Source organism: Aeromonas sp. INTO2 (assembly GCF_049860605.1).
In the GTDB taxonomy this organism is placed as follows: Bacteria; Pseudomonadota; Gammaproteobacteria; order Enterobacterales; family Aeromonadaceae; genus Aeromonas; species Aeromonas caviae.
Window position 1 is genome coordinate 110,556 of record NZ_CP187588.1, and the last position, 18,566, is coordinate 129,121.

The following is an 18,566-nucleotide window of genomic DNA, read 5'->3' on the forward strand; positions in this document are numbered from 1 at the left end:
CGAAGGATATGTGGTTACAACGATTCGGTTCAATTTTATGCTGGTGCAGTCTTGTTTTTGGCATGACGTCAACACGAGCCGATGACACCGAGCTTTTTATATACGACTTTAATAAGGCTGGTGATTTCAGACCTAAAGTGCTGCTGGTATTTGATAATTCCGGCAGTATGAGAGATACCATGGAGCAGATCAAAGAGGTTTATAATCCAGCCACGGTATATCCCGCTCTGAGTAATGACCCGGATTCCGGTAATAGCAAAAATTATATCTATTTTTCAACAGATGGAAGCGTTCCTGCGATCAACACCAGCAGGCGATTTTCTGATAGGCTGAATGCCTGTGCGACTTCAAAAGCGCCATTGTCGAACATTGGCTATTTTCAGTCGCAAATGTGGAGCTATGAAGTTACAAATGGTAGCCCACCAAATCGTGGTCGTGGGAAATGGAATTCGCTCAGTGGTGATCAAGAGAACGATATCAATCTGGTAGATTGCAAGCAGGATATTACATCAAGTAACCCGGCTAATCCCTACAGTGGCAGCTGGACGGTCGGGGCTGGTTATCCAGTAGATAAAGACAGTACTAGAAACGGCGAGTGGTTTTATACGGCAAACAAAAATAATGCCGTCAATGCCAGTAATACGGCTGTGACCATTTATTCTGCCAACTATATACGTTGGTATTATGGTCCAACAGGATATTCAGTGGAGTCTAGACTTCGTATTGCCAAAGATGCGGTGAAAGGCCTGATTTCATCCACGCCTGGGGTGGACTTTGGCCTAGCAGTATTTAATAGAAATGATGACACTGATAATAATGGCGGACGTATTGTCAGAGACATATTAGGCAGTGAGGTCACACTGGCAAATGGCAAGACGGGAGAGCAGGATCTGTTGGATCGGGTCGAAGCCCTGACAGCCAGTACCAACACACCATTATGCGAGACGTTGAGTGAGGCGTATCGATTCTTCGGGGGACGAAGCGTTGTTTATGGCTTGCAAGGAGGCACGAGAGATACGACCGCCGAAAGCCCGACAGGTACCTATCAAGCCCCCTATGACAACTGCTCAAACAACGGTTACGTCATATACATCACAGATGGAGAGCCGACTCAGGACGGGGATGCCAATACCTTTGTCCAAGGATTGATAAATACATTGTCCAGCGATGAAAAAGCGGCTTATGGCACTACCGTTACTTATGGGTCAGGGAACAGGTCCAGCAGTTATCTGGCCGCATTGGCGGGCTATATGAAACACAAGGATGTGAATGCCGTTTCCCCTGGTACCCAGACAGTCACGACCTTTACCGTCGGGTTTGGTGACGAGGCGATCAGCGGGGCCGGTAATTTGCTTGCTGAAACAGCCCGTCGTGGTGGCGGCGTTTATTATCCGGCAACCAACGCCTCTGCCTTGAGTGATGCGTTGAAGGCATCGCTGCTGGCGATCCTGCGGATCAATACCTCGCTGGTGTCCCCCGCCATTGCCAGCAACAACTTTGACCGGACTCGCAGTCTCAACAACATCTATTACGCCATGTTTGAGCCGGATGATGGTCCCAGATGGCGAGGCAATCTGAAAAAACTGATCTTTTCTCCTGACGGTTATGTGGCTGACAGCCGGGGACTGCCTGCTATCAAGTTTGATGGCACCATCATCGACAGTGCCCAGACTTTCTGGTCATCCGGCCGTGATGGCAACAAGGTGGCTGAAGGTGGGGCGCAAGAGATGTTGGCGGGGAAAAGCAACCGCAGCCTCTATGTCATCAACAATGCCCAGAACCGTCTCGATCAGCTGACCAAGGCAAATCTGGTGACGCAGGCTGGCAGTGAAGCTGCGCTCATGACCTTCATGCAGGCAGTTACGACGACTGAACTCGATTCCCTGATCAACTGGACCAAGGGGTTGGATGTCGACGATGAGGACTTTGATACATCAACCCTGATCCGCACCCATATCATGGGTGACCCCCTGCACTCACGTCCCCTGGTGCTGAACTATGGCCCGCAATCCGGTAACCCGACAGATGCACCGGACTTGCGTATTCTGTTTGGGACCAATGCCGGTTTCCTGCATATGTTCAAGGACATGGGGAGCACCATAGACGAAAGCTGGGCGGCGATACCTTATGAGTTCATGGCCAATCAGAAGGCACTGCGTCTCAATGCGGAATCAGCCGAACATATCTACGGTGTTGACTCTTCTCCGGTGGCCCTTATCAAAGATGCCAATCGCAACGGGGTGCTGAAATCCTCGGAGAGCGATTTTGTCTGGGTATTCACCGGCTTGAGGAGCGGCGGCAAAGCCTATTATGCATTCAACGTTTCCAGCCCGGATACGCCGACACTGAAATGGCGTCTGAACAGTCTGACGACTGGTTTTGGTGAGCTGGGGCTGACCTGGTCGGTGCCGGAAGTCGCGTTTGTGCCGGGAGTCAGTGATCCCGTGCTTATCTTTGCTGGCGGTTATGACGTGAACAAGAGCGTGCTGGGATTGGGAACCAGTGACAGCATGGGGAGAGGTATCTACATCGTCAATGCCGATACTGGGGCGCTGATATTCAGTGCGACCCCTGCTGCGACTTCAACCAGCAACCTCAGAGTCACGGGGATGACCGACAGTATGCCCGGGTCGGTAGCTACGCTTGACAGCGATGGTGATGGCAAAGTCGATCGCATCTATGTGGGTGATACGGGGGGCAATATCTGGCGCATGGATCTCCCAGGCACCAACAAATCTGACTGGAGCGTCTTCAAATTTGCCAGCCTGGGGTCGGATGTCACTCAAGCAGATGATCGCCGTTTCTTCACCCAGCCTATCGTGGTGCGTACCATCAACAAGCAGGTCACCCGCACTGTTGTGGGGGGGAATGTGGTCTATTCCTATCAGGATCGTCCCTTTGATGCAGTGCTGATTGGGAGTGGAGACCGCAATCGCCCCTCATCGGAAGCGACCGTCCGCAATGGCTATTTCATGTTGCGTGATTATGATGTCGTGCCGCGTGCCGCCAATGCGCAGGCAAGAAGCCCCATCTTGATTACTGACCTTTATGATGTGACCTCTGATCCTTTGTCTGCCCAGACAAACACGGATGGAATATTGGCGACCAAGGCGGGAATTACCACTGCCAAAGGGTGGGTCAATTGGTTGAACGAACCGGGTGAGAAATCCATGGGGGCCGGGGTCGTACTTCAGGGCAAGCTTTACTTCACCTCGTTCCTGCCGCAAGTGCAGTCGTTCCAGCAATGCACCATTCAATCCATCGGGGCTGCACGCCAATACATGGTAGACATGCATTATGGCAGTTCCTTCCGTTATGTGGTTGATCTTGAAGGCAACCAGACACCTGAGCGTTATGTCGAAGTACAGAACAAGGTTGCCGACGATTTGGTGGTGCATGCAGGAGACGATGCCAAGATCCGCATTATTGGAGGCGGTGTCGGGGAAGAGGTCATCCTGAAAGATGAAGGGGATGGTGAGCCTGAGCGTTGTACCGGAGCGGGAGAGTGCAACCAGGGGGCAGAGGAGGCTGAGATGGATATGTCGCCCAAGAAAATTTACCTCTACGAAGGAGAGGCACAATGAAAACACGTAGCGGGGTGTTGGGTTTGTGCCTCTTGTTATCCGGGTCCGTCTTGGCAGATGACATAAAATGTTATGTCGAGCTGGTTAACGGCCAGAAGGTTGTCCTGCACGGTACTGTGGCAGACAACACGCCAAAGGCGGTGCAGGATAAATTCAAACAAAGAGGATACGAGGTGGATGGTGCGGTACAGCCTGTGAAGAAAATCCTGGAATGCCGCACTGCGGAGGAAAATTTCCAGTCAAAAGAGGGTCAGCAACAGGATGCCCGTCAACTGCGATAGCGAAGGACTTCATTCAGAGGCAGATATTTGCCTGGGTAGATTGGGTGGTGCGGCCGGAGGGAGAGATGACCAGATTTATCTGGGCATTTCCTGAACGACACAGCGTGATGGTGGCATTGGTACCCAGGCTGGTGCCATCAGGGTTGAAGGTAGTGGAAGTTCGATTGTTTGCAGCAGTCAGCGAGTCAGATAGCTGAGGGCTTCTTGCCAGAATCTGCTCACCGTTATTGAAAATGTCATTGCCATTACCGTCGACGAACACGAGGAATTGGGTCGGATTGGCGGTGACACAATTGTCACTGGCATTGGCAAGGCACACAGTGACAGATTGCTGGTTGTCGATGGCTTGGCTACGAGCAAAACGCAGATATTTCAAGAGTGTGCGAGATTCAAATTTCAAGGCATTCTCATTGAGCAGGCTCGACATGGCCGGTGCACCAATACCAAGCAAGATGACCCCCAGACTGACGGCGATCATCAGTTCCAGCAGGGTGAATCCTTTCTCGTCCTTGATCATGGCAATATCTCCCTCGATTAGTTACATCTTATCTCCAGACAGCCAGAACACCAGCGCAAAGCCCAAGTGTTGAGCTGGCACAGCCAGCGCCTTTTCTTTATCATTCCCCATCATTTTCGAATTCAAGATGCATCGCCATGGCAAAAGCCCTCTCTCTGATGCTTGCCCAGTTGAATCTGACGGTAGGCGCCATCGAAGATAACTGTGACAAGGTACTGGCGGCGGCAGCCCAGGCCGATCAGCAAGGGGCCGATCTGCTGGTTTGCTCCGAGCTGGCCCTGACAGGATACCCGCCTGAGGATCTGCTGCTGCGCGCCGACCTGATGATCCGGGTCGAAGCCGCGTTGGCTCGTGTTGTCGAATGGCAGGGCAACTGTGCCATTTTGGTGGGGCATCCCTGGCGTGAAGGAGAGGCGCTCTACAACGCGGCTTCCCTCTATGAGCAGGGCCAGCTGATTGCCCGTTACTTCAAGCAGGATTTGCCCAACTACGGGGTATTCGACGAGAAGCGCTACTTCACCGTCTCGACCGAGACTTGTGTGGTTCCCTTCCGTGGTCACAATCTGGGTCTACTCATCTGCGAAGACCTCTGGCAGCCGGGCCCGGCGCTGGCCGCCAAGGCGGCAGGGGCCGAACTGCTGCTCACCATCAACGCCTCGCCCTATGATCAGGAAAAACCCTGGATCCGCCGCGAGCTGATGGCCGAGCGCTGCGATCAGACCGGCCTGCCGCTCATCTACCTCAACCAGGTATGCGGCCAGGACGAGCTGATCTTCGACGGCTGCTCCAAAGTGTTCAACAGCCAGGGCGAGCTGACCCACAAGCTTGCCCCCTTTGCCGAAGAGCTGGCGCTGGTGCGCTTTGCCGATGGTCAGCCGGTGAAGGAGCGGGAACCCGCCGCACCGCTGGAGCCGTTGGCCGAGACCTATCAGGCCCTGGTGCTGGCGGTGCGCGACTATGTCACCAAGAACGGTTTTCAGGGCGCCGTGCTGGGCCTCTCCGGTGGTATCGACTCGGCGCTGACCCTGGCCATTGCGGCCGATGCCATCGGGGCGGACAAGGTGCAGGCGGTGATGATGCCGTTCCGCTACACCGCCCAGATGAGCGTGGAGGATGCCAAGGAGCAGGCCGAGCGGATGGGGGTGGAGTTCAACATCATCTCCATCGAACCCATGTTCGAAGGCTTCATGACCCAGCTGGCACCTCTGTTTGAAGGGACCGCCCGCGACACCACCGAAGAGAACCTGCAGGCCCGCTGCCGCGGTGTGCTCTTGATGGCGCTGTCCAACAAGCGCCGCCGTATCGTGCTGACCACTGGCAACAAGAGCGAGATGGCCGTGGGATACGCCACGCTGTATGGCGACATGGCGGGTGGCTTTGATGTGCTCAAGGACGTCCCCAAGACCCTGGTCTTCAAGCTGTGCGAATATCGCAACAGCGTGGAGTACGTGATCCCGCAGCGGGTCATCGATCGTCCCCCGTCGGCCGAGCTGGCACCGGATCAGGTGGACCAGGATAGCCTGCCCCCCTATGACATCTTGGATGCCATCCTCAAGCGCTACGTGGAAGAGGATGCGTCTGTCGCCGACATGGTGGCGGAAGGTTTCGAAGAGGCGGTGGTACGCAAGGTGATCCGCCTGGTGGATCTCAACGAATACAAGCGCCGTCAGGCCGCCGTCGGCCCCCGCATCACGGCTCGCAACTTTGGTAAGGACCGCCGCTACCCCATCACGTCCGGGTTCGGCAAACAGAACTGGTAAGGAGTCACCATGAAGAAGATTGAAGCCATCATCAAACCGTTCAAGCTGGACGATGTACGCGAGGCCCTGGCCGAGATCGGCATCAACGGCATGACAGTGTCCGAGGTCAAGGGGTTCGGCCGCCAGAAGGGCCATACCGAGCTCTATCGCGGTGCCGAGTACATGGTCGACTTCCTGCCCAAGGTCAAGGTGGAGCTGGTGGTGCAGGACGAGGATCTCGATGCCTGCCTGGAAGCCATCCAGAACACAGCGCGTACCGGCAAGATCGGTGATGGCAAGATCTTCGTCTGCGAGGTGGAGCGCGTCATTCGTATTCGTACTGGTGAAGAGAACGAAGACGCGATCTGATGTGGTGGATGTGCCCTGTGATGAACAGCAAGAGTCTGTCGTTCTGATGTCGTTGTACCGTATCGGGGTCGTGGCGGCGTGCCTGATGGCGCTCACCGCGTGCAGTACCCGGCCGCCGGCCCAGCCGGAAAACCTGTGCCAGATCTTTCGGGAGAAACCCGAGTGGCACGAGGCGGCGCTCAAGATGAACAAGAAGTGGGGGACACCTGTCCAGGTAGTGATGGCCATGATGTACCAGGAGTCCTCCTTCGTGCATGATGCCCAGCCGCCGATGCAGTATTTCCTCTTCATCCCCACCGGGCGGGCCAGTTCAGCCTACGGCTATGCCCAGGTGAAAGACGAAACCTGGGCCGACTACCAGCGGGAAACCGGCAACGGCTGGAGCGATCGCGACGACTTTGCCGACGCCATCGATTTCATGGGCTGGTACACTCACAAGGCACAGCGGCTCAACGGCACGTCCAAGTGGGATGCCTATGGCCAGTATCTCAATTATCACGAAGGCTGGGGGGGCTACCGACGTGGCAGCTACCGCAGCAAGGGATGGCTGATGAAGGTCTCCCGCAAGGTGGAGGCCCGTGCCCAGCGCTACGGTGCCCAGTATCGACAATGCAAGGATCAGCTCTCCAGCGGGGGCTGGTTCTGGTAACCAAATCAGGAGTCAGAAATGCCGTTATTGGACAGTTTTACCGTCGACCATACCCGCATGGCCGCCCCGGCAGTGCGGGTGGCGAAGACCATGCAGACCCCGAACAAGGACACCATCACCGTGTTCGACCTGCGTTTCTGCGTGCCGAACGAGGAGATCCTCTCCGAGCGCGGCATCCATACCCTGGAGCATCTGTTTGCTGGCTTCATGCGTGATCATCTCAATGGGAATGGGGTGGAGATCATCGACATCTCTCCCATGGGTTGCCGCACCGGCTTCTACATGAGCCTGATCGGTGCGCCGGATGAAGCCCGTGTTGGCGCTGCCTGGCAGGCCGCCATGAGCGACGTGCTGACCGTGCAGGATCAGGGCAAGATCCCCGAGCTGAACGAATACCAGTGCGGTACTTACAGCATGCATTCGCTGGAAGAGGCCCATGCCATCGCCCGCCATGTGCTGGAGCGCGGTATCGGTGTCAACCACAATGACGAGCTGGCCCTGCCGGAAGAGAAGCTGAAAAGCCTCTGATCCCGATAAGGGAAGCATGAAAAAGGCCGGTCAATGACCGGCCTTTTTGCATCTGGTGGGATCAGGAGGGCAGTGGCATCACCCGATTGCGTCCCAGCTCCTTGGCCTTGTAGAGCAGCTTGTCGGTTCGCTCGATCAGGGTGTCTGCCGTCTCCTGAGGGATGTATTCCCCCACGCCGAACGAGGCGGTGATGTGATCGATGCGTCGCCCGGATTTGCGATCCAGAATCGACATCCGCTCGATGACGCGACGCAGGCTCTCGGCCATCTGGCGGGTCAGCGCCAGGGCGCGGTTTGGCACCAAGAGGGCAAACTCCTCACCCCCCAGGCGATAGGCGGTTATGCCCTCCTTGCTGGCCTCTCGCAGCCGCTTGCCGACGATGCGCAGCACCTGGTCCCCCAGCAGATGTCCGTATTCGTCGTTGAAGTTCTTGAAGCGATCGATATCGGTCAGGATCAGCGAGAAGGGCTGCTTGCTGCGAATGAGGCTGTCCATCTCGAGATCGAAGGCGCGTCGATTGAGCAGAGACGTGAGCGGGTCCTCGGTGGCCAGCTTCCTCGTCTCGTTCAGGGCCTGTTTCAGCTCCTTTATCTCTTTCTCGGCGCTGCTGAGCTGGTTGCGAAAGTGGAGGGTGGACATGCGTACGTCACGCGATTCGCGCACGAGATCCCGCAGGATCCCCATGGTGTCTTCCAGGCTGAGCCCCTCGTCGTCTATCTTGCTCAGCTTGTCGAAACTCTTGTCGAGCATCTCCTGAAACAGCCCGGTATCGGAGATGGCATCCTGCATCGAGTGACTCAGCTCGCTGGCCATGGCCGCCAGGTTGAGTTTCATCGCCTCGATCTGCTGCTCGTCCTGGGCAGCAAGGTGCTGGTGGTAGAGACGCTCACAGGTGGTCAGGGAGAAGGTCCCCTGTTGTTTTATCGCCTGATCGACGGCATGGTTGAGTTCGGGCATGTCGCCGGAGACATAGCTGTACCAAAGGTGATAGTTGTTCGGCGTGGTGGGAATTTGATACTTGATCATCAGGGGAACCGCCTGTTTCAAATAGGCGGCAGATTGGGCGAACGAGTCCTTGCTCATGAGTTCCGAGTCTCACATACCTGCAAACTGTGTCCAGTATGACAGAGAGAATGGCCAAAAGGCAGTCGATGGATGCCATTAGCTCCCCCCTCCGATATAATGTCTGCGTTATTACCTACCCTAAGGCCTGCTTATGTCTCAAAAAGATCCTTTCCTCCAACGCGAGGCCGAAAAATACGAAAACCCCATCGCCAGTCGCGAGATGCTGCTGGAGCTCATCAAGGGCCATGAGAAACCCATGTCCCGGGAAGAGCTGGCCAAGGTCCTCAAGCTGACCGATGAAGAGCCGTTGGAAGCCTTGCGACGTCGTCTGCGCGCCATGGAGCGCGACGGGCAGCTCGTGTTCACCCGCAACCAATGTTACGCCCTGCCGGATCGCCTGAATCTGGTCAAAGGCTATGTGCTTGGCCACAAAGATGGATTCGGTTTTCTGCGCCCCGAGGGTGGTGGAGCGGATCTCTTCCTGAACAACCGCGAGATGCAGCGCCTGATGCATGGCGACTATGCCCTGGTGCAGCCGACCGAGATCGATCGCAAGGGTCGTCAGGAAGCGCGTCTGGTGCGCCTGCTCAAATCCCGCGAGGCGGACATCGTTGGTCGTTACTTCGTCGAGAACGGCGTCGGTTTTGTGGTACCCGATGACAGCCGCATCGGCCAGGACATCATCATCCCGGAAGGGGAGAACAAGGGGGCTCGCCAGAGCCAGGTCGTGGTCGTGCGCATCAACCAGCGCGCCACAGCCCGCTTCAATGCGGTCGGTACCGTCTTGGAAGTCCTGGGTGAGAACATGGCGCCCGGTATGGAGATCGAGATCGCCCTGCGTACCCACGGCATTCCGCACACCTGGCCGGAAGAGGTGACCAAGGAGGTCGCCGGTCTCGGCGAGCAGGTGCCGGAGAAGGCCAAAGAGGGTCGCATCGACCTGCGCGCCCTGCCGCTGGTGACCATCGACGGGGAAGACGCCCGCGACTTTGATGACGCTGTCTTCTGTGAAGCCAAGCGTGGAGGCGGCTGGCGCCTGTGGGTCGCCATCGCGGACGTTTCTGCCTATGTGAAACCGGGCACGGCCCTCGACACCGAAGCCTATCAGCGCGGCAACTCGGTCTATTTCCCCGAGTTCGTGGTACCCATGCTGCCGGAGGTGCTCTCCAACGGTCTGTGTTCCCTGAACCCGCAGGTTGACCGGCTCTGCATGGTGTGCGAGATGACCATCTCCGCCGCCGGCCGCATGTCCGGCTACAAGTTCTACGAAGCGGTAATGAACTCCCACGCTCGCCTGACCTACACCAAGGTAGCGGCGATCCTGGACGGGGATCCCAAGCTGCGTCAGCAGTATGATCCGCTGGTGGGCCACATCGAGGAGCTGAGCAACCTCTACAAGGCGCTCAAGCATGCCCGCCATCAACGCGGTGCGGTGGAGTTCGAAAGCGAGGAGACCCGCTTCATCTTCAACGCCCAGCGCAAGATCGACCGTATCGTACCGCTGGTGCGCAATGACGCCCACAAGATCATCGAAGAGTGCATGATCCAGGCGAACGTGGCGGCCGCCCGCTACATCGAGAAGAACGAGGCCGCCGCCCTGTTCCGGGTGCACGACCGCCCGGGCGAGGAGCGCCTCACCGGTTTCCGCGACTTCCTGGCCGAACTGGGTCTGGAGCTCAAGGGGGGCCTGGAGCCCGAGCCGAAGGACTTTGCCGACCTGGCCGCCAAATTCGAAGGGCGCCCGGATGCGGAACTGCTCTCCACCATGCTGCTGCGCTCCATGCGTCAGGCCATCTATCAGGCCGACAACATCGGTCACTTCGGCTTGGCCCTGAAGTCCTACGCTCACTTCACCTCGCCAATCCGTCGTTACCCGGATCTCATCCTGCACCGGGCGATCAAGTACCAGACCGCCAAGGAGCAGCAGGGCAACCTGCGCCACAAGTGGACCCCGAGCGGTGGCTACCACTACCAGTTGGAAGAAGTGGACCCCATGGGCGAGCACTGCTCCATGACGGAGCGCCGTGCCGATGATGCCACCCGCGACGTAGCAGACTGGCTCAAGTGCGAGTACATGCTGGATCATGTGGGTGACGAGTTTGACGGCGTCATCGCCAGCGTCACCGGTTTTGGCTTCTTCGTGCGTCTGGCGGAGATCCACATCGACGGTCTGGTGCACGTCAGCACCCTCACCAACGACTACTACCAGTTCGACCCCCTGCACCAGCAGCTGATCGGCGAGAACTTCCGCCGTCGCTACCGTTTAGGTGACAAGGTGCGGGTCAAGGTGATGGGCGTGAACCTGGACGATCGCAAGATCGACTTCGTCATGGTGGAAGAGCCCCTCAAGGCCACCGGCAAGAACGCCAAGGAGATGGCGCGCAAGCAGGCCGAGATCAAGAAAGAGAAGGCCAAGAGCGCCCAGCGCCACGAGAAACGCAAAGAGGGCAAGGACCACGGCAAATCCGACAAGGGTGGCCGTGCCAAGCCCAGCAACAGACGACCGAGCAAAAAGGCTCGCGACAAGGCCAAGAGCACTAAATGAGTACTGAACTGATCTACGGCATTCACGCCGTCTCCGCGCTGCTGGAGCGCACCCCCGAGCGCTTCATCGAGGTGTGGGCTCTCAAGGGCCGCGATGACGAGCGGCTGCATCCCCTGCTGGCTGAGCTGGAGTCCCTCGGTATCAGGGTGCAGAGCGTGAACCGCAAGACGCTGGATGACAAGGCGGAAGGCAACAATCACCAGGGCATCATGGCCAAGGTGATTGAAGCGCCCAAGCTGGCCGAGCACGACCTGGCCAGTCTGCTGGACGATCTGGCGGCGCAAGAGACAGCGCCCTTCCTGCTGGTACTGGACGGGGTGACCGACCCGCACAATCTCGGCGCCTGTCTGCGCAGTGCCGATGCGGCCGGGGTACATGCGGTGATCGTGCCGCGGGACAAGGCCACCGGCCTCACGTCCGTGGTGCGCAAGGTCGCCTGTGGCGCCGCCGAAGTGGTGCCGCTCATCCAGGTCACCAACCTGGCCCGCAGCCTGCGCGAGCTGCAGGAGCGCGGCGTCTGGATCGTCGGTACCGCCGGCGAGGCGGATCACGATCTCTATCAGGCCAAACTCACCGGCCCCATGGCGCTGGTGATGGGCGCCGAAGGCAAGGGGATGCGCCGTCTGACCCGCGAGCACTGCGACGAGCTGGTGAGCATCCCCATGGCGGGGGCGGTATCCAGCCTCAACGTCTCGGTGGCGAGCGGTGTCTGCCTGTTCGAAGCCGTGCGCCAGCGCCGCGTCTGACACGACGATGACCGACAGACCCCCCTTTGTCTGGGAACGGGTTGCAGATGAGCAGGAGGCCGAGCGCCTCCTCTCTTTTGTCCGCTCCCTGACCTTGCCCCCTCGCACCTGCCTCTGGCATGCCGGTGACAGTCCGGCGCTGCTGGTCAGGGTGGAGGAGGGGTTGCTGCGGGCCAAGGTGGTGCTGGCGGATGGCCGCGAGTACATCAAGGAGTTCTATTGGGAGGGGGACGAGTTTCTCGACTTCCACCACCTGCTCAGTGGTGAGCCCGCCCGCTACAGCGTGGAGGCGCTGGAGCCTTGCCGGCTGCAACTTTTCCCGCTGGCGGATCTGCGCCGACTCCCTTGCTGGCCCGCCTGGTATCACCATCTCCTTGAAGTGCAACTGCGCATCAAGGAGGAGAAAGAGCTGTTGCTGCTGACCGGGGGCCCAGAGGCGCGCTATCAGCATTTTCTGCGAAGCTTCCCCGCGCTGGATGCCAGGGTCCCGGATCACCAGATTGCCGCCTATCTGGGGATCACCCCCATCAGCCTGAGCCGCATCCGCAGGCGGCTGAAAACGCGCGATCAGGGTTGAGCCAGAAGGGATTGCCGATGAACCAGGGCAGAGATCGGCTCTTTGCTGGCCATGTCCGCATTGGATGAGAAGGGGGGCAACTTAACCAAGGTTAATGCCCCTCGTCGGGAGCAAGATTATGCTGTCAGACCCCATTAAACAGGAGTCATTCATGAACTGGAGTATGAAATCCTGGTCCGAGCTGACCACGGATGAATTGTATGAGTTGCTTGCCCTGCGCGCCGAGGTGTTCGTGGTGGAGCAGACCTGTCCCTTCCAGGATCTGGACGGGCTGGATCGCCGTGACGGCGTGCTGCATCTGCTCGGTCGTGAGGGGGATCACCTGGCGGCCTATGCCCGCATCATGGCACCCGGCATTGGTGATGACAGCGGCGCTGCCATCGGCCGCGTGGTCACCTCTCCCATGTCGCGGGGGGGCGGACTGGGTCACCGCCTGCTGGCGCAAGCGGTCAGAGAGTGCGAGGTACGCTGGCCTGCACACAGCATCTGGCTCGGTGCACAGGCCCACCTGCAAGGTTTCTACGGCCAGCATGGTTTCGTGGCCGAAGGGGAAGGGTATCTGGAAGATGACATCCCTCACATGGGGATGCGAAGGGAGCCTGCCTGACATCGTCAGGCGCCAGGAAAGGGGTAAGTGGTCCCTCATCCGTGGTGCATCGCATGGTTTTTTGCTACCCCGTGGCCATGTGGTCGTCAGCCCGGGGTGAGATACCGCCGCGCTGATCTGCCTGCGGTCTCTCTGTCGGGACACCGCCCCGGTCAGGGCGGTGCGGCATCAGGAGGGCTGGGGTGGTTCAGGGGGTGACCCGGGTGGTGAGGGTAAATCCCTCTTCACTGGAGGCCAGCGTCACCTGAACCTGGCCCAACTCGGTCAGATTGCCCACATGGGTGCCGCCACAGGGAATGGTGATCTCCCGACCGTCCACCATGCCATGCCAGTAGCGGGAATCGATGATGGCATCACCGGTCCGGCTGCGGCGGATCTCGCCTCCCTCTTTGAGCCAGCGCATCAGCTGCTCGTTGACCTGGAGCGCTATCCTGTCGAGGTCGGCCAGCAGTGCCTCGCTGTTGATTCCCTTTTTTCGAAGGCTCTTGCCGATCCGGTACTGCTCCTTTGATCCTCTGGGCTCGACCCGGGAGTGCTGGATGGCGAGGCGGTCGAAATCCGGCTGCCCGAGAGCGTCCAGCTCGCTTGTCTCCTTTCGCCAATAGGGCGTGAGCGCCCGATTGAGGGCCAGTGCCACCAGGTGGCAGGCGCTGTGGCCCAGGCTCAGGGCATGGCGAGCCTCGGCATCCACTGTCAGTTCCACAGGCGAGCCAATGGCAAGGTGATGGGAACCGGCGAGGGGATGCACCACCACGAAAGCCCACCCATCCGCCCCTCGCTTGACCGGAATCTCCGTATCCACGAACAGCTCGCCCTCGGGACTGATGGCGCCCATGCGGCAGGGGCCCACGGCCGCTTCCCCCCCTTCCCAGCGCACTGTGCCCACGTCACCGGGTTGATCGGGCCAGAGGTGGCTCTGGGGATGAAAGGGGGTGAGGTCGGTGACCAGCAGGGTCGGATCCCCCTGTTTGCAACAGACGACGCTGGCCTGTTCCTGATGGTGGCCCAGTACGAAGCTGGCTCGGGTATGTTCCATGGCAGGGCTCCCGCAACGAGATGATGAGAAGGGAAAGGGGCAGCATACGCGAAAGTGCGAAAAGGCTCATCAACCCGGGTCAATGAGCCTCAAGATGGCGTTAGAGGGTGGTGACCAGCAGATAGGCATTGAGGCCGATCACCAGGGCGACGATGAGGCGCCCCACGGCCTGGGTGACGGGGTGATTGCGATGTGCCCCCATCAGGGCGCGATCACCGGTCAGGATCAGCAGCGGAATAAGAGCGAGGGCGATGCCGAAGCTCAGCACTACCTGGCTCAGTACCAGAATTTCCGTGGTGTTGAGGCCCATGGCGATCACCACGAAGGCGGGAGCCATGGTGATGGCTCGGCGCAGCCAGAGCGGAATGGTGAAGCGCACGAAGCCCTGCATCACCACTTGCCCCGCCAGCGTTCCCACCACGGTGGAGGAGATGCCGGAGGCGACCAGGGAGAGGCCGAACAGGGTGGCGGCTGCCGGGCCCAGCAGGGGCGTGAGGGTCTGGTAGGCCGTTTCCAGCTCGGCCACCTGCTGATTGCCGGAGCTGTGGAAGGCGGCAGCCGCCATGGCCATCATGGCCAGGTTGACGAAGCCGGCGATGGTCATGGCGATGGCCACGTCGACCCGGGTGCTGTGCAGTCGCTGGGTCACCGTGCCCTGCTCCTGGGTATGCTGGGTCAGGGCCGAGTGGAGATAGATGACATGGGGCATCACGGTGGCACCAAGCACGCCGGCGGCAAGATAGACAGCATCACCATTGGGGAGGCCGGGGAAGAGTGCCCCTTCCAGCAGACTCGGCAGGTGGGGGCGCGAGAAGATCAGCTCGACGATGTAGGCGGCGGCCACGAACAGCAGCAGGCCCCCCACCACGAACTCCAGCGGCTTCTGGCCGCGGGATTGCAACATCAGGATCCCCCAGGTGACCACGGCGGTGATGCAGGCCCCTTCCAGCAGGGTGATGCCGAGCAGCAGTTTGAAGCCGACCGCAGCGCCGATGAACTCGGCGAGATCGGTGGCCATGGCGATGATCTCGGCCTGCACCCAATAGGCCCAGACTGCGGGCCTGGGCAGACGATCACGAATGTGTTCCGCCAGGTTCTTGCCAGTGACGATGCCGAGCTTGGCCGAGAGGGTCTGCACCAGCATGGCCATCAGGTTGGCCCACACCACTACCCACAGCAGTTGATAGCCGAAGGTGGAGCCGGCCTGGATATTGGTCGCAAAATTGCCCGGGTCGATATAACCGATGGCGGCGATGAAGGCGGGGCCGAGCAGGGTCAGCTTGAATTTGCGGGCCGGGATGGCCGTGGTGAGCGCAGGTTGCATACTGTCATCCTCCGTGGGGATATGAGGAGAGTATGGATCTAAATGATAATTGTTATCAATTAAAGTTTTGTATCGGGCTCATCGAGAAAAACATCTTGCTTCGCCAGTTGCAGTGGGAGAGGTGATTTCGTACAATACGCCGCCCTAGAAAGCAGCGTCTAAACATCACTATGTTCCTTGCCTCCGAGGTCTGGCTGCACCTGGGCGGAGGCTGAATTAATCCGTAAGGAGCTAAAATGCGTCATTACGAAATCGTCTTCATGGTTCATCCGGACCAGAGCGAGCAAGTACCTGGCATGATCGAGCGTTACACCGGCGCTATCACCACCGCTGGTGGTACCATTCATCGCCTGGAAGATTGGGGCCGTCGTCAACTGGCTTACCCGATCGACAAGCTGCACAAGGCTCACTACGTTCTGATGAACGTAGAAGCTGAACAGGCCGTTATCGATGAGCTGGAAACCAACTTCCGCTTCAACGATGCCGTTATCCGCAACATGATCATGCGCACCAAGCACGCCGTGACTGAAGTTTCTCCGATGGCCAAGGCCAAGGAAGAGCGCTTCACCCGTCGTGACGACGAGCGTCGCGAAGATGCTGTTGAAGCGTCTTCCGAAGAGTAATTCTTAGATCACCGCATTAGAGGATAAAGGCCATGGCACGTTATTTCCGTCGTCGTAAGTTCTGCCGCTTCACCGCCGAGAACGTTACCGAGATCGACTACAAAGATATCGTTACTCTGAAAAACTACGTCACTGAATCTGGCAAGATCGTACCGAGCCGTATCACCGGTACCCGCGCCAAGTATCAGCGTCAGCTGGCACGCGCCATCAAGCGTGCTCGTTACCTGGCTCTGCTGCCGTACACCGATCTGCACAACAAGTAAGAATCGGCCCGGCGCTTACGCCTAACTCAACGAAATTTATAGAGGAAAGGTAATGCAAGTTATCCTGCTCGATAAGATCGCCAAACTGGGCGGTCTGGGTGACCAAGTTTCCGTAAAAGCTGGTTATGCCCGTAACTACCTGATCCCGCAAGGCAAAGCTGTTATGGCCACCAAGGCCAACATCGAAGCCTTCGGTGCTCGTCGCGCTGAGCTGGAAGCCAAACTGGCTGCCAACAAGGCTGCTGCCGAAGAGCGCGCTGCCAAGCTGGGTGAGCTGGCTGCCGTTGTCATCGCCTCCAAGTCTGGCGACGAAGGCAAGCTGTTCGGTTCCATCGGTACCCGTGACGTGGCTGAAGCCATCACTGCTGCCGGCGTAGCCGTTGCCAAGAGCGAAGTCCGCATGGGCAACGTTCTGCGTAACACCGGTGAGTACGAAGTTGTTGTTCAGCTGCACGCTGACGTCAAAGCAACCGTACAAATCCAGGTTGTTGCTCTGTAATAGCGTTCAGTTCTTGCAGAAAAACCCGCGCACATGCGCGGGTTTTTTATTTTCAGATCAAGGGGTAAAGTGAAGGTCTGTTCCTCTGGAGGAGAACCTTTATGGCTGCCTGGGTTGAAGGTCGGGTCATCGAGCGCATCGAGTGGACACCCACCCTGCTCTCCCTGCGTGTGGAGGCGGAACTTGCCCCCTACAAGGCGGGTCAATTCACCAAGCTGGCCCTGGAGCAGGGCGAGCGTCGAGTCCAGCGTGCCTATTCCTTCGTCAATCCTCCCGGCACGCCCTATCACGAATTCTATCTGGTGGAGATCCCCGGCGGTGAACTGAGCCCCTCTCTCGGTTCCCTGCAGGTGGGCGACGGCCTGCTGGTGCAGTCCCAGGCCACCGGTTTTCTGACCTTGGATGAGATTCCCCCGGGACGGGATCTCTGGCTGCTCTCAACCGGCACCGCCATCGGCCCCTTCCTCGCCATGCTGGCAGAAGGACAGGTCTTCGACCGCTTCGAGCATCTGGTGCTGGTACATGGGGTGAGAAAAGGGGAAGAGCTCAGCTATCAGCCGCTTATCGCCAGTTTTGCCGAGCAGCATGGCGAGCGTTTTCGCTATGTTCCCTTCGTCAGTCGTGAGACCTGGCCGGAGGCGATGGCAGGGCGCATCCCGGCAGCCATCGTCGATGGCAGCTTGCAGGCGAGGGTGGGGCTGAACTTCTCCCCCGAGTTGAGCCAGGTGATGATCTGCGGCAACCCCGCCATGGTGAAAGAGACTCAGCAGACCCTGCTCGGGCTGGGGCTTGCCAAGAACCTGCGTCGCGCTCCCGGCAATATCAGCATGGAAAACTACTGGTAGGGGACATGACTCCAGGGGCCACAGGCCCCTCAACCATGTCCATGGGCATGCTGGTCAGTGTTTTTGGTGGCCGTTGCCGCCGTGCTTGTTCCTGGGCTTGTCATGGCCCTGACCCGGGTTGTTGCCACTGTGAATGCTGCGGTTGTAATGGTCGCGGTATTTGCCATCCATGTTGTCGCAGTTGAGCTGGATGCGCTGACATCCAGGCAGTTGTGCTGCCACCACTCGTACTCCTTGTCGTCCCAATCCAGGCTTACCCGGCCCTGGTCGGTGGAGATCCGGATGTCGTCATCGTGTTTGGAAGGGGGGGCAGCAAAGGCCATTCCCTGAACCAGAAGCAGGGAGAGCAGCAGTGCGCCGCGGGAAGTCATGGTCATGTGGGTCATCGCATCAAGGCTCCTGTCAGGGGGATCATTGATCCGGTTGCGTGCTGATCTGATTGGTGCTGGGGGGCTGGTTGCGCTGCGTCTCATCCTCCAGATTGAGGTTGATCCTCTTGCAGTCGGCGGCGGCCGTGTCACCGCTCCCGAGATCGAAGCAGTTGCTCTGGGACCAGTAAAACTGCGTGTCATTCCAGTCCAGATTGAAGGTCAGCGCATCCACGGAGAAGGTCTGGCTCCCTTCGTCCTGTGCCAGGGCGCTACCGGTTATCAGAAAAAGAGAGAGCAACAAAGCCGTCGTTCTGTTCATGATGTCCTCGAGTCGTGTTCGGTGGAAATGAGTGTAATGCGGCGGGCTTAACCCGAGCATAACCGCAGATGTTCTTCA

Annotated in this window: 19 protein-coding genes and 1 pseudogene; 14 read left to right on the top strand and 6 right to left on the bottom strand. The window is 58.6% G+C overall.

What is annotated here, in order from left to right:
- Nucleotides 1-8: 8 nt before the first annotated feature.
- The gene (locus tag ACPW74_RS00645; RefSeq protein WP_424930771.1) at nucleotides 9-3,584 is read left to right on the top strand and encodes a pilus assembly protein; all 3,576 of its coding nucleotides are present in this window, start codon (nucleotides 9-11) and stop codon (nucleotides 3,582-3,584) included.
- On the top strand, nucleotides 3,581-3,865 hold the full coding sequence (locus ACPW74_RS00650; RefSeq protein ID WP_041210962.1) for a TapY2 family type IVa secretion system protein: 285 nt from the start codon (nucleotides 3,581-3,583) through the stop codon (nucleotides 3,863-3,865). Before ACPW74_RS00645 ends, ACPW74_RS00650 begins: the two co-directional genes overlap by 4 nt.
- Nucleotides 3,866-3,878: 13 nt before the next feature.
- Here the strand turns inward: ACPW74_RS00650 and ACPW74_RS00655 are convergent, their stop codons facing one another.
- Nucleotides 3,879-4,382 carry a GspH/FimT family pseudopilin gene (locus ACPW74_RS00655; RefSeq protein ID WP_223933511.1) on the bottom strand — a complete coding sequence of 168 codons (504 nt, stop codon included), beginning with the start codon at nucleotides 4,380-4,382 and terminating at the stop codon, nucleotides 3,879-3,881.
- Nucleotides 4,383-4,519: 137 nt separating this feature from the next.
- On the opposite strand from ACPW74_RS00655, the gene ACPW74_RS00660 reads away from it, so the two are divergent.
- From ACPW74_RS00660 to luxS, 4 genes are read left to right on the top strand one after another with little or no spacing between them, the layout of a single operon-like run.
- On the top strand, nucleotides 4,520-6,142 hold the full coding sequence (locus tag ACPW74_RS00660; protein WP_223933509.1) for an NAD+ synthase: 1,623 nt from the start codon (nucleotides 4,520-4,522) through the stop codon (nucleotides 6,140-6,142).
- Between the two features lie 9 nt (nucleotides 6,143-6,151).
- The gene (gene glnB / locus ACPW74_RS00665) at nucleotides 6,152-6,490 is read left to right on the top strand and encodes a nitrogen regulatory protein P-II (protein WP_005308848.1); all 339 of its coding nucleotides are present in this window, start codon (nucleotides 6,152-6,154) and stop codon (nucleotides 6,488-6,490) included.
- 46 nt (nucleotides 6,491-6,536) lie between these two features.
- Nucleotides 6,537-7,139 carry a transglycosylase SLT domain-containing protein gene (locus ACPW74_RS00670; protein WP_039039997.1) on the top strand — a complete coding sequence of 201 codons (603 nt, stop codon included), beginning with the start codon at nucleotides 6,537-6,539 and terminating at the stop codon, nucleotides 7,137-7,139.
- A gap of 18 nt (nucleotides 7,140-7,157) precedes the next feature.
- Entirely contained in the window at nucleotides 7,158-7,667 is a 510-nt protein-coding gene (luxS, locus tag ACPW74_RS00675; protein WP_010673112.1) for an S-ribosylhomocysteine lyase, read from the top strand.
- A gap of 61 nt (nucleotides 7,668-7,728) precedes the next feature.
- Here the strand turns inward: luxS and ACPW74_RS00680 are convergent, their stop codons facing one another.
- Entirely contained in the window at nucleotides 7,729-8,751 is a 1,023-nt protein-coding gene (locus tag ACPW74_RS00680; protein ID WP_010673113.1) for a GGDEF domain-containing protein, read from the bottom strand.
- A gap of 133 nt (nucleotides 8,752-8,884) precedes the next feature.
- On the opposite strand from ACPW74_RS00680, the gene rnr reads away from it, so the two are divergent.
- The 4 genes from rnr (at nucleotide 8,885) to ACPW74_RS00700 (ending at nucleotide 13,208) form a co-directional block, all read left to right on the top strand.
- Complete coding sequence (gene rnr, locus ACPW74_RS00685; RefSeq protein WP_279981133.1) at nucleotides 8,885-11,278, top strand: ribonuclease R; 2,394 nt, start codon at nucleotides 8,885-8,887, stop codon at nucleotides 11,276-11,278.
- Nucleotides 11,275-12,024, top strand: a complete 750-nt coding sequence (rlmB, locus tag ACPW74_RS00690) for a 23S rRNA (guanosine(2251)-2'-O)-methyltransferase RlmB (RefSeq protein ID WP_010673115.1) — start codon at nucleotides 11,275-11,277, stop codon at nucleotides 12,022-12,024. The genes rnr and rlmB overlap by 4 nt, the downstream gene beginning before the upstream one ends.
- Nucleotides 12,025-12,031: 7 nt before the next feature.
- On the top strand, nucleotides 12,032-12,601 hold the full coding sequence (locus ACPW74_RS00695) for a Crp/Fnr family transcriptional regulator (RefSeq protein ID WP_043153096.1): 570 nt from the start codon (nucleotides 12,032-12,034) through the stop codon (nucleotides 12,599-12,601).
- Nucleotides 12,602-12,752: 151 nt separating this feature from the next.
- On the top strand, nucleotides 12,753-13,208 hold the full coding sequence (locus tag ACPW74_RS00700) for a GNAT family N-acetyltransferase (protein ID WP_182955297.1): 456 nt from the start codon (nucleotides 12,753-12,755) through the stop codon (nucleotides 13,206-13,208).
- A 187-nt stretch (nucleotides 13,209-13,395) separates the two neighbouring features.
- Here the strand turns inward: ACPW74_RS00700 and ACPW74_RS00705 are convergent, their stop codons facing one another.
- Complete coding sequence (locus tag ACPW74_RS00705; protein WP_167825818.1) at nucleotides 13,396-14,244, bottom strand: hypothetical protein; 849 nt, start codon at nucleotides 14,242-14,244, stop codon at nucleotides 13,396-13,398.
- 100 nt (nucleotides 14,245-14,344) lie between these two features.
- Nucleotides 14,345-15,568 carry an Nramp family divalent metal transporter gene (locus ACPW74_RS00710; RefSeq protein WP_052814587.1) on the bottom strand — a complete coding sequence of 408 codons (1,224 nt, stop codon included), beginning with the start codon at nucleotides 15,566-15,568 and terminating at the stop codon, nucleotides 14,345-14,347.
- Between the two features lie 236 nt (nucleotides 15,569-15,804).
- Here ACPW74_RS00710 and rpsF point away from each other — a divergent pair, with 236 nt between their 5' ends.
- The 4 genes from rpsF (at nucleotide 15,805) to ACPW74_RS00730 (ending at nucleotide 17,798) form a co-directional block, all read left to right on the top strand.
- Nucleotides 15,805-16,191, top strand: coding sequence for a 30S ribosomal protein S6 (gene rpsF / locus ACPW74_RS00715; RefSeq protein ID WP_005331771.1), 387 nt, complete (start codon nucleotides 15,805-15,807; stop codon nucleotides 16,189-16,191).
- A 32-nt stretch (nucleotides 16,192-16,223) separates the two neighbouring features.
- A complete protein-coding gene (gene rpsR, locus ACPW74_RS00720; RefSeq protein ID WP_005313392.1) occupies nucleotides 16,224-16,454 on the top strand; it encodes a 30S ribosomal protein S18 in 231 nt (76 codons plus the stop codon).
- 52 nt (nucleotides 16,455-16,506) lie between these two features.
- Nucleotides 16,507-16,953, top strand: coding sequence for a 50S ribosomal protein L9 (gene rplI / locus ACPW74_RS00725; protein ID WP_010673120.1), 447 nt, complete (start codon nucleotides 16,507-16,509; stop codon nucleotides 16,951-16,953).
- 101 nt (nucleotides 16,954-17,054) lie between these two features.
- A complete protein-coding gene (locus ACPW74_RS00730; protein ID WP_052814586.1) occupies nucleotides 17,055-17,798 on the top strand; it encodes a ferredoxin--NADP reductase in 744 nt (247 codons plus the stop codon).
- Between the two features lie 54 nt (nucleotides 17,799-17,852).
- On the opposite strand, the pseudogene ACPW74_RS00735 reads toward ACPW74_RS00730, so the two are convergent.
- Together ACPW74_RS00735 and ACPW74_RS00740 are read right to left on the bottom strand one after the other, a co-directional pair.
- Nucleotides 17,853-18,169 (bottom strand): annotated as a pseudogene (locus ACPW74_RS00735) (hypothetical protein).
- Nucleotides 18,170-18,209: 40 nt separating this feature from the next.
- Nucleotides 18,210-18,488, bottom strand: a complete 279-nt coding sequence (locus ACPW74_RS00740) for a hypothetical protein (protein WP_279981134.1) — start codon at nucleotides 18,486-18,488, stop codon at nucleotides 18,210-18,212.
- Nucleotides 18,489-18,566: the final 78 nt, after the last annotated feature.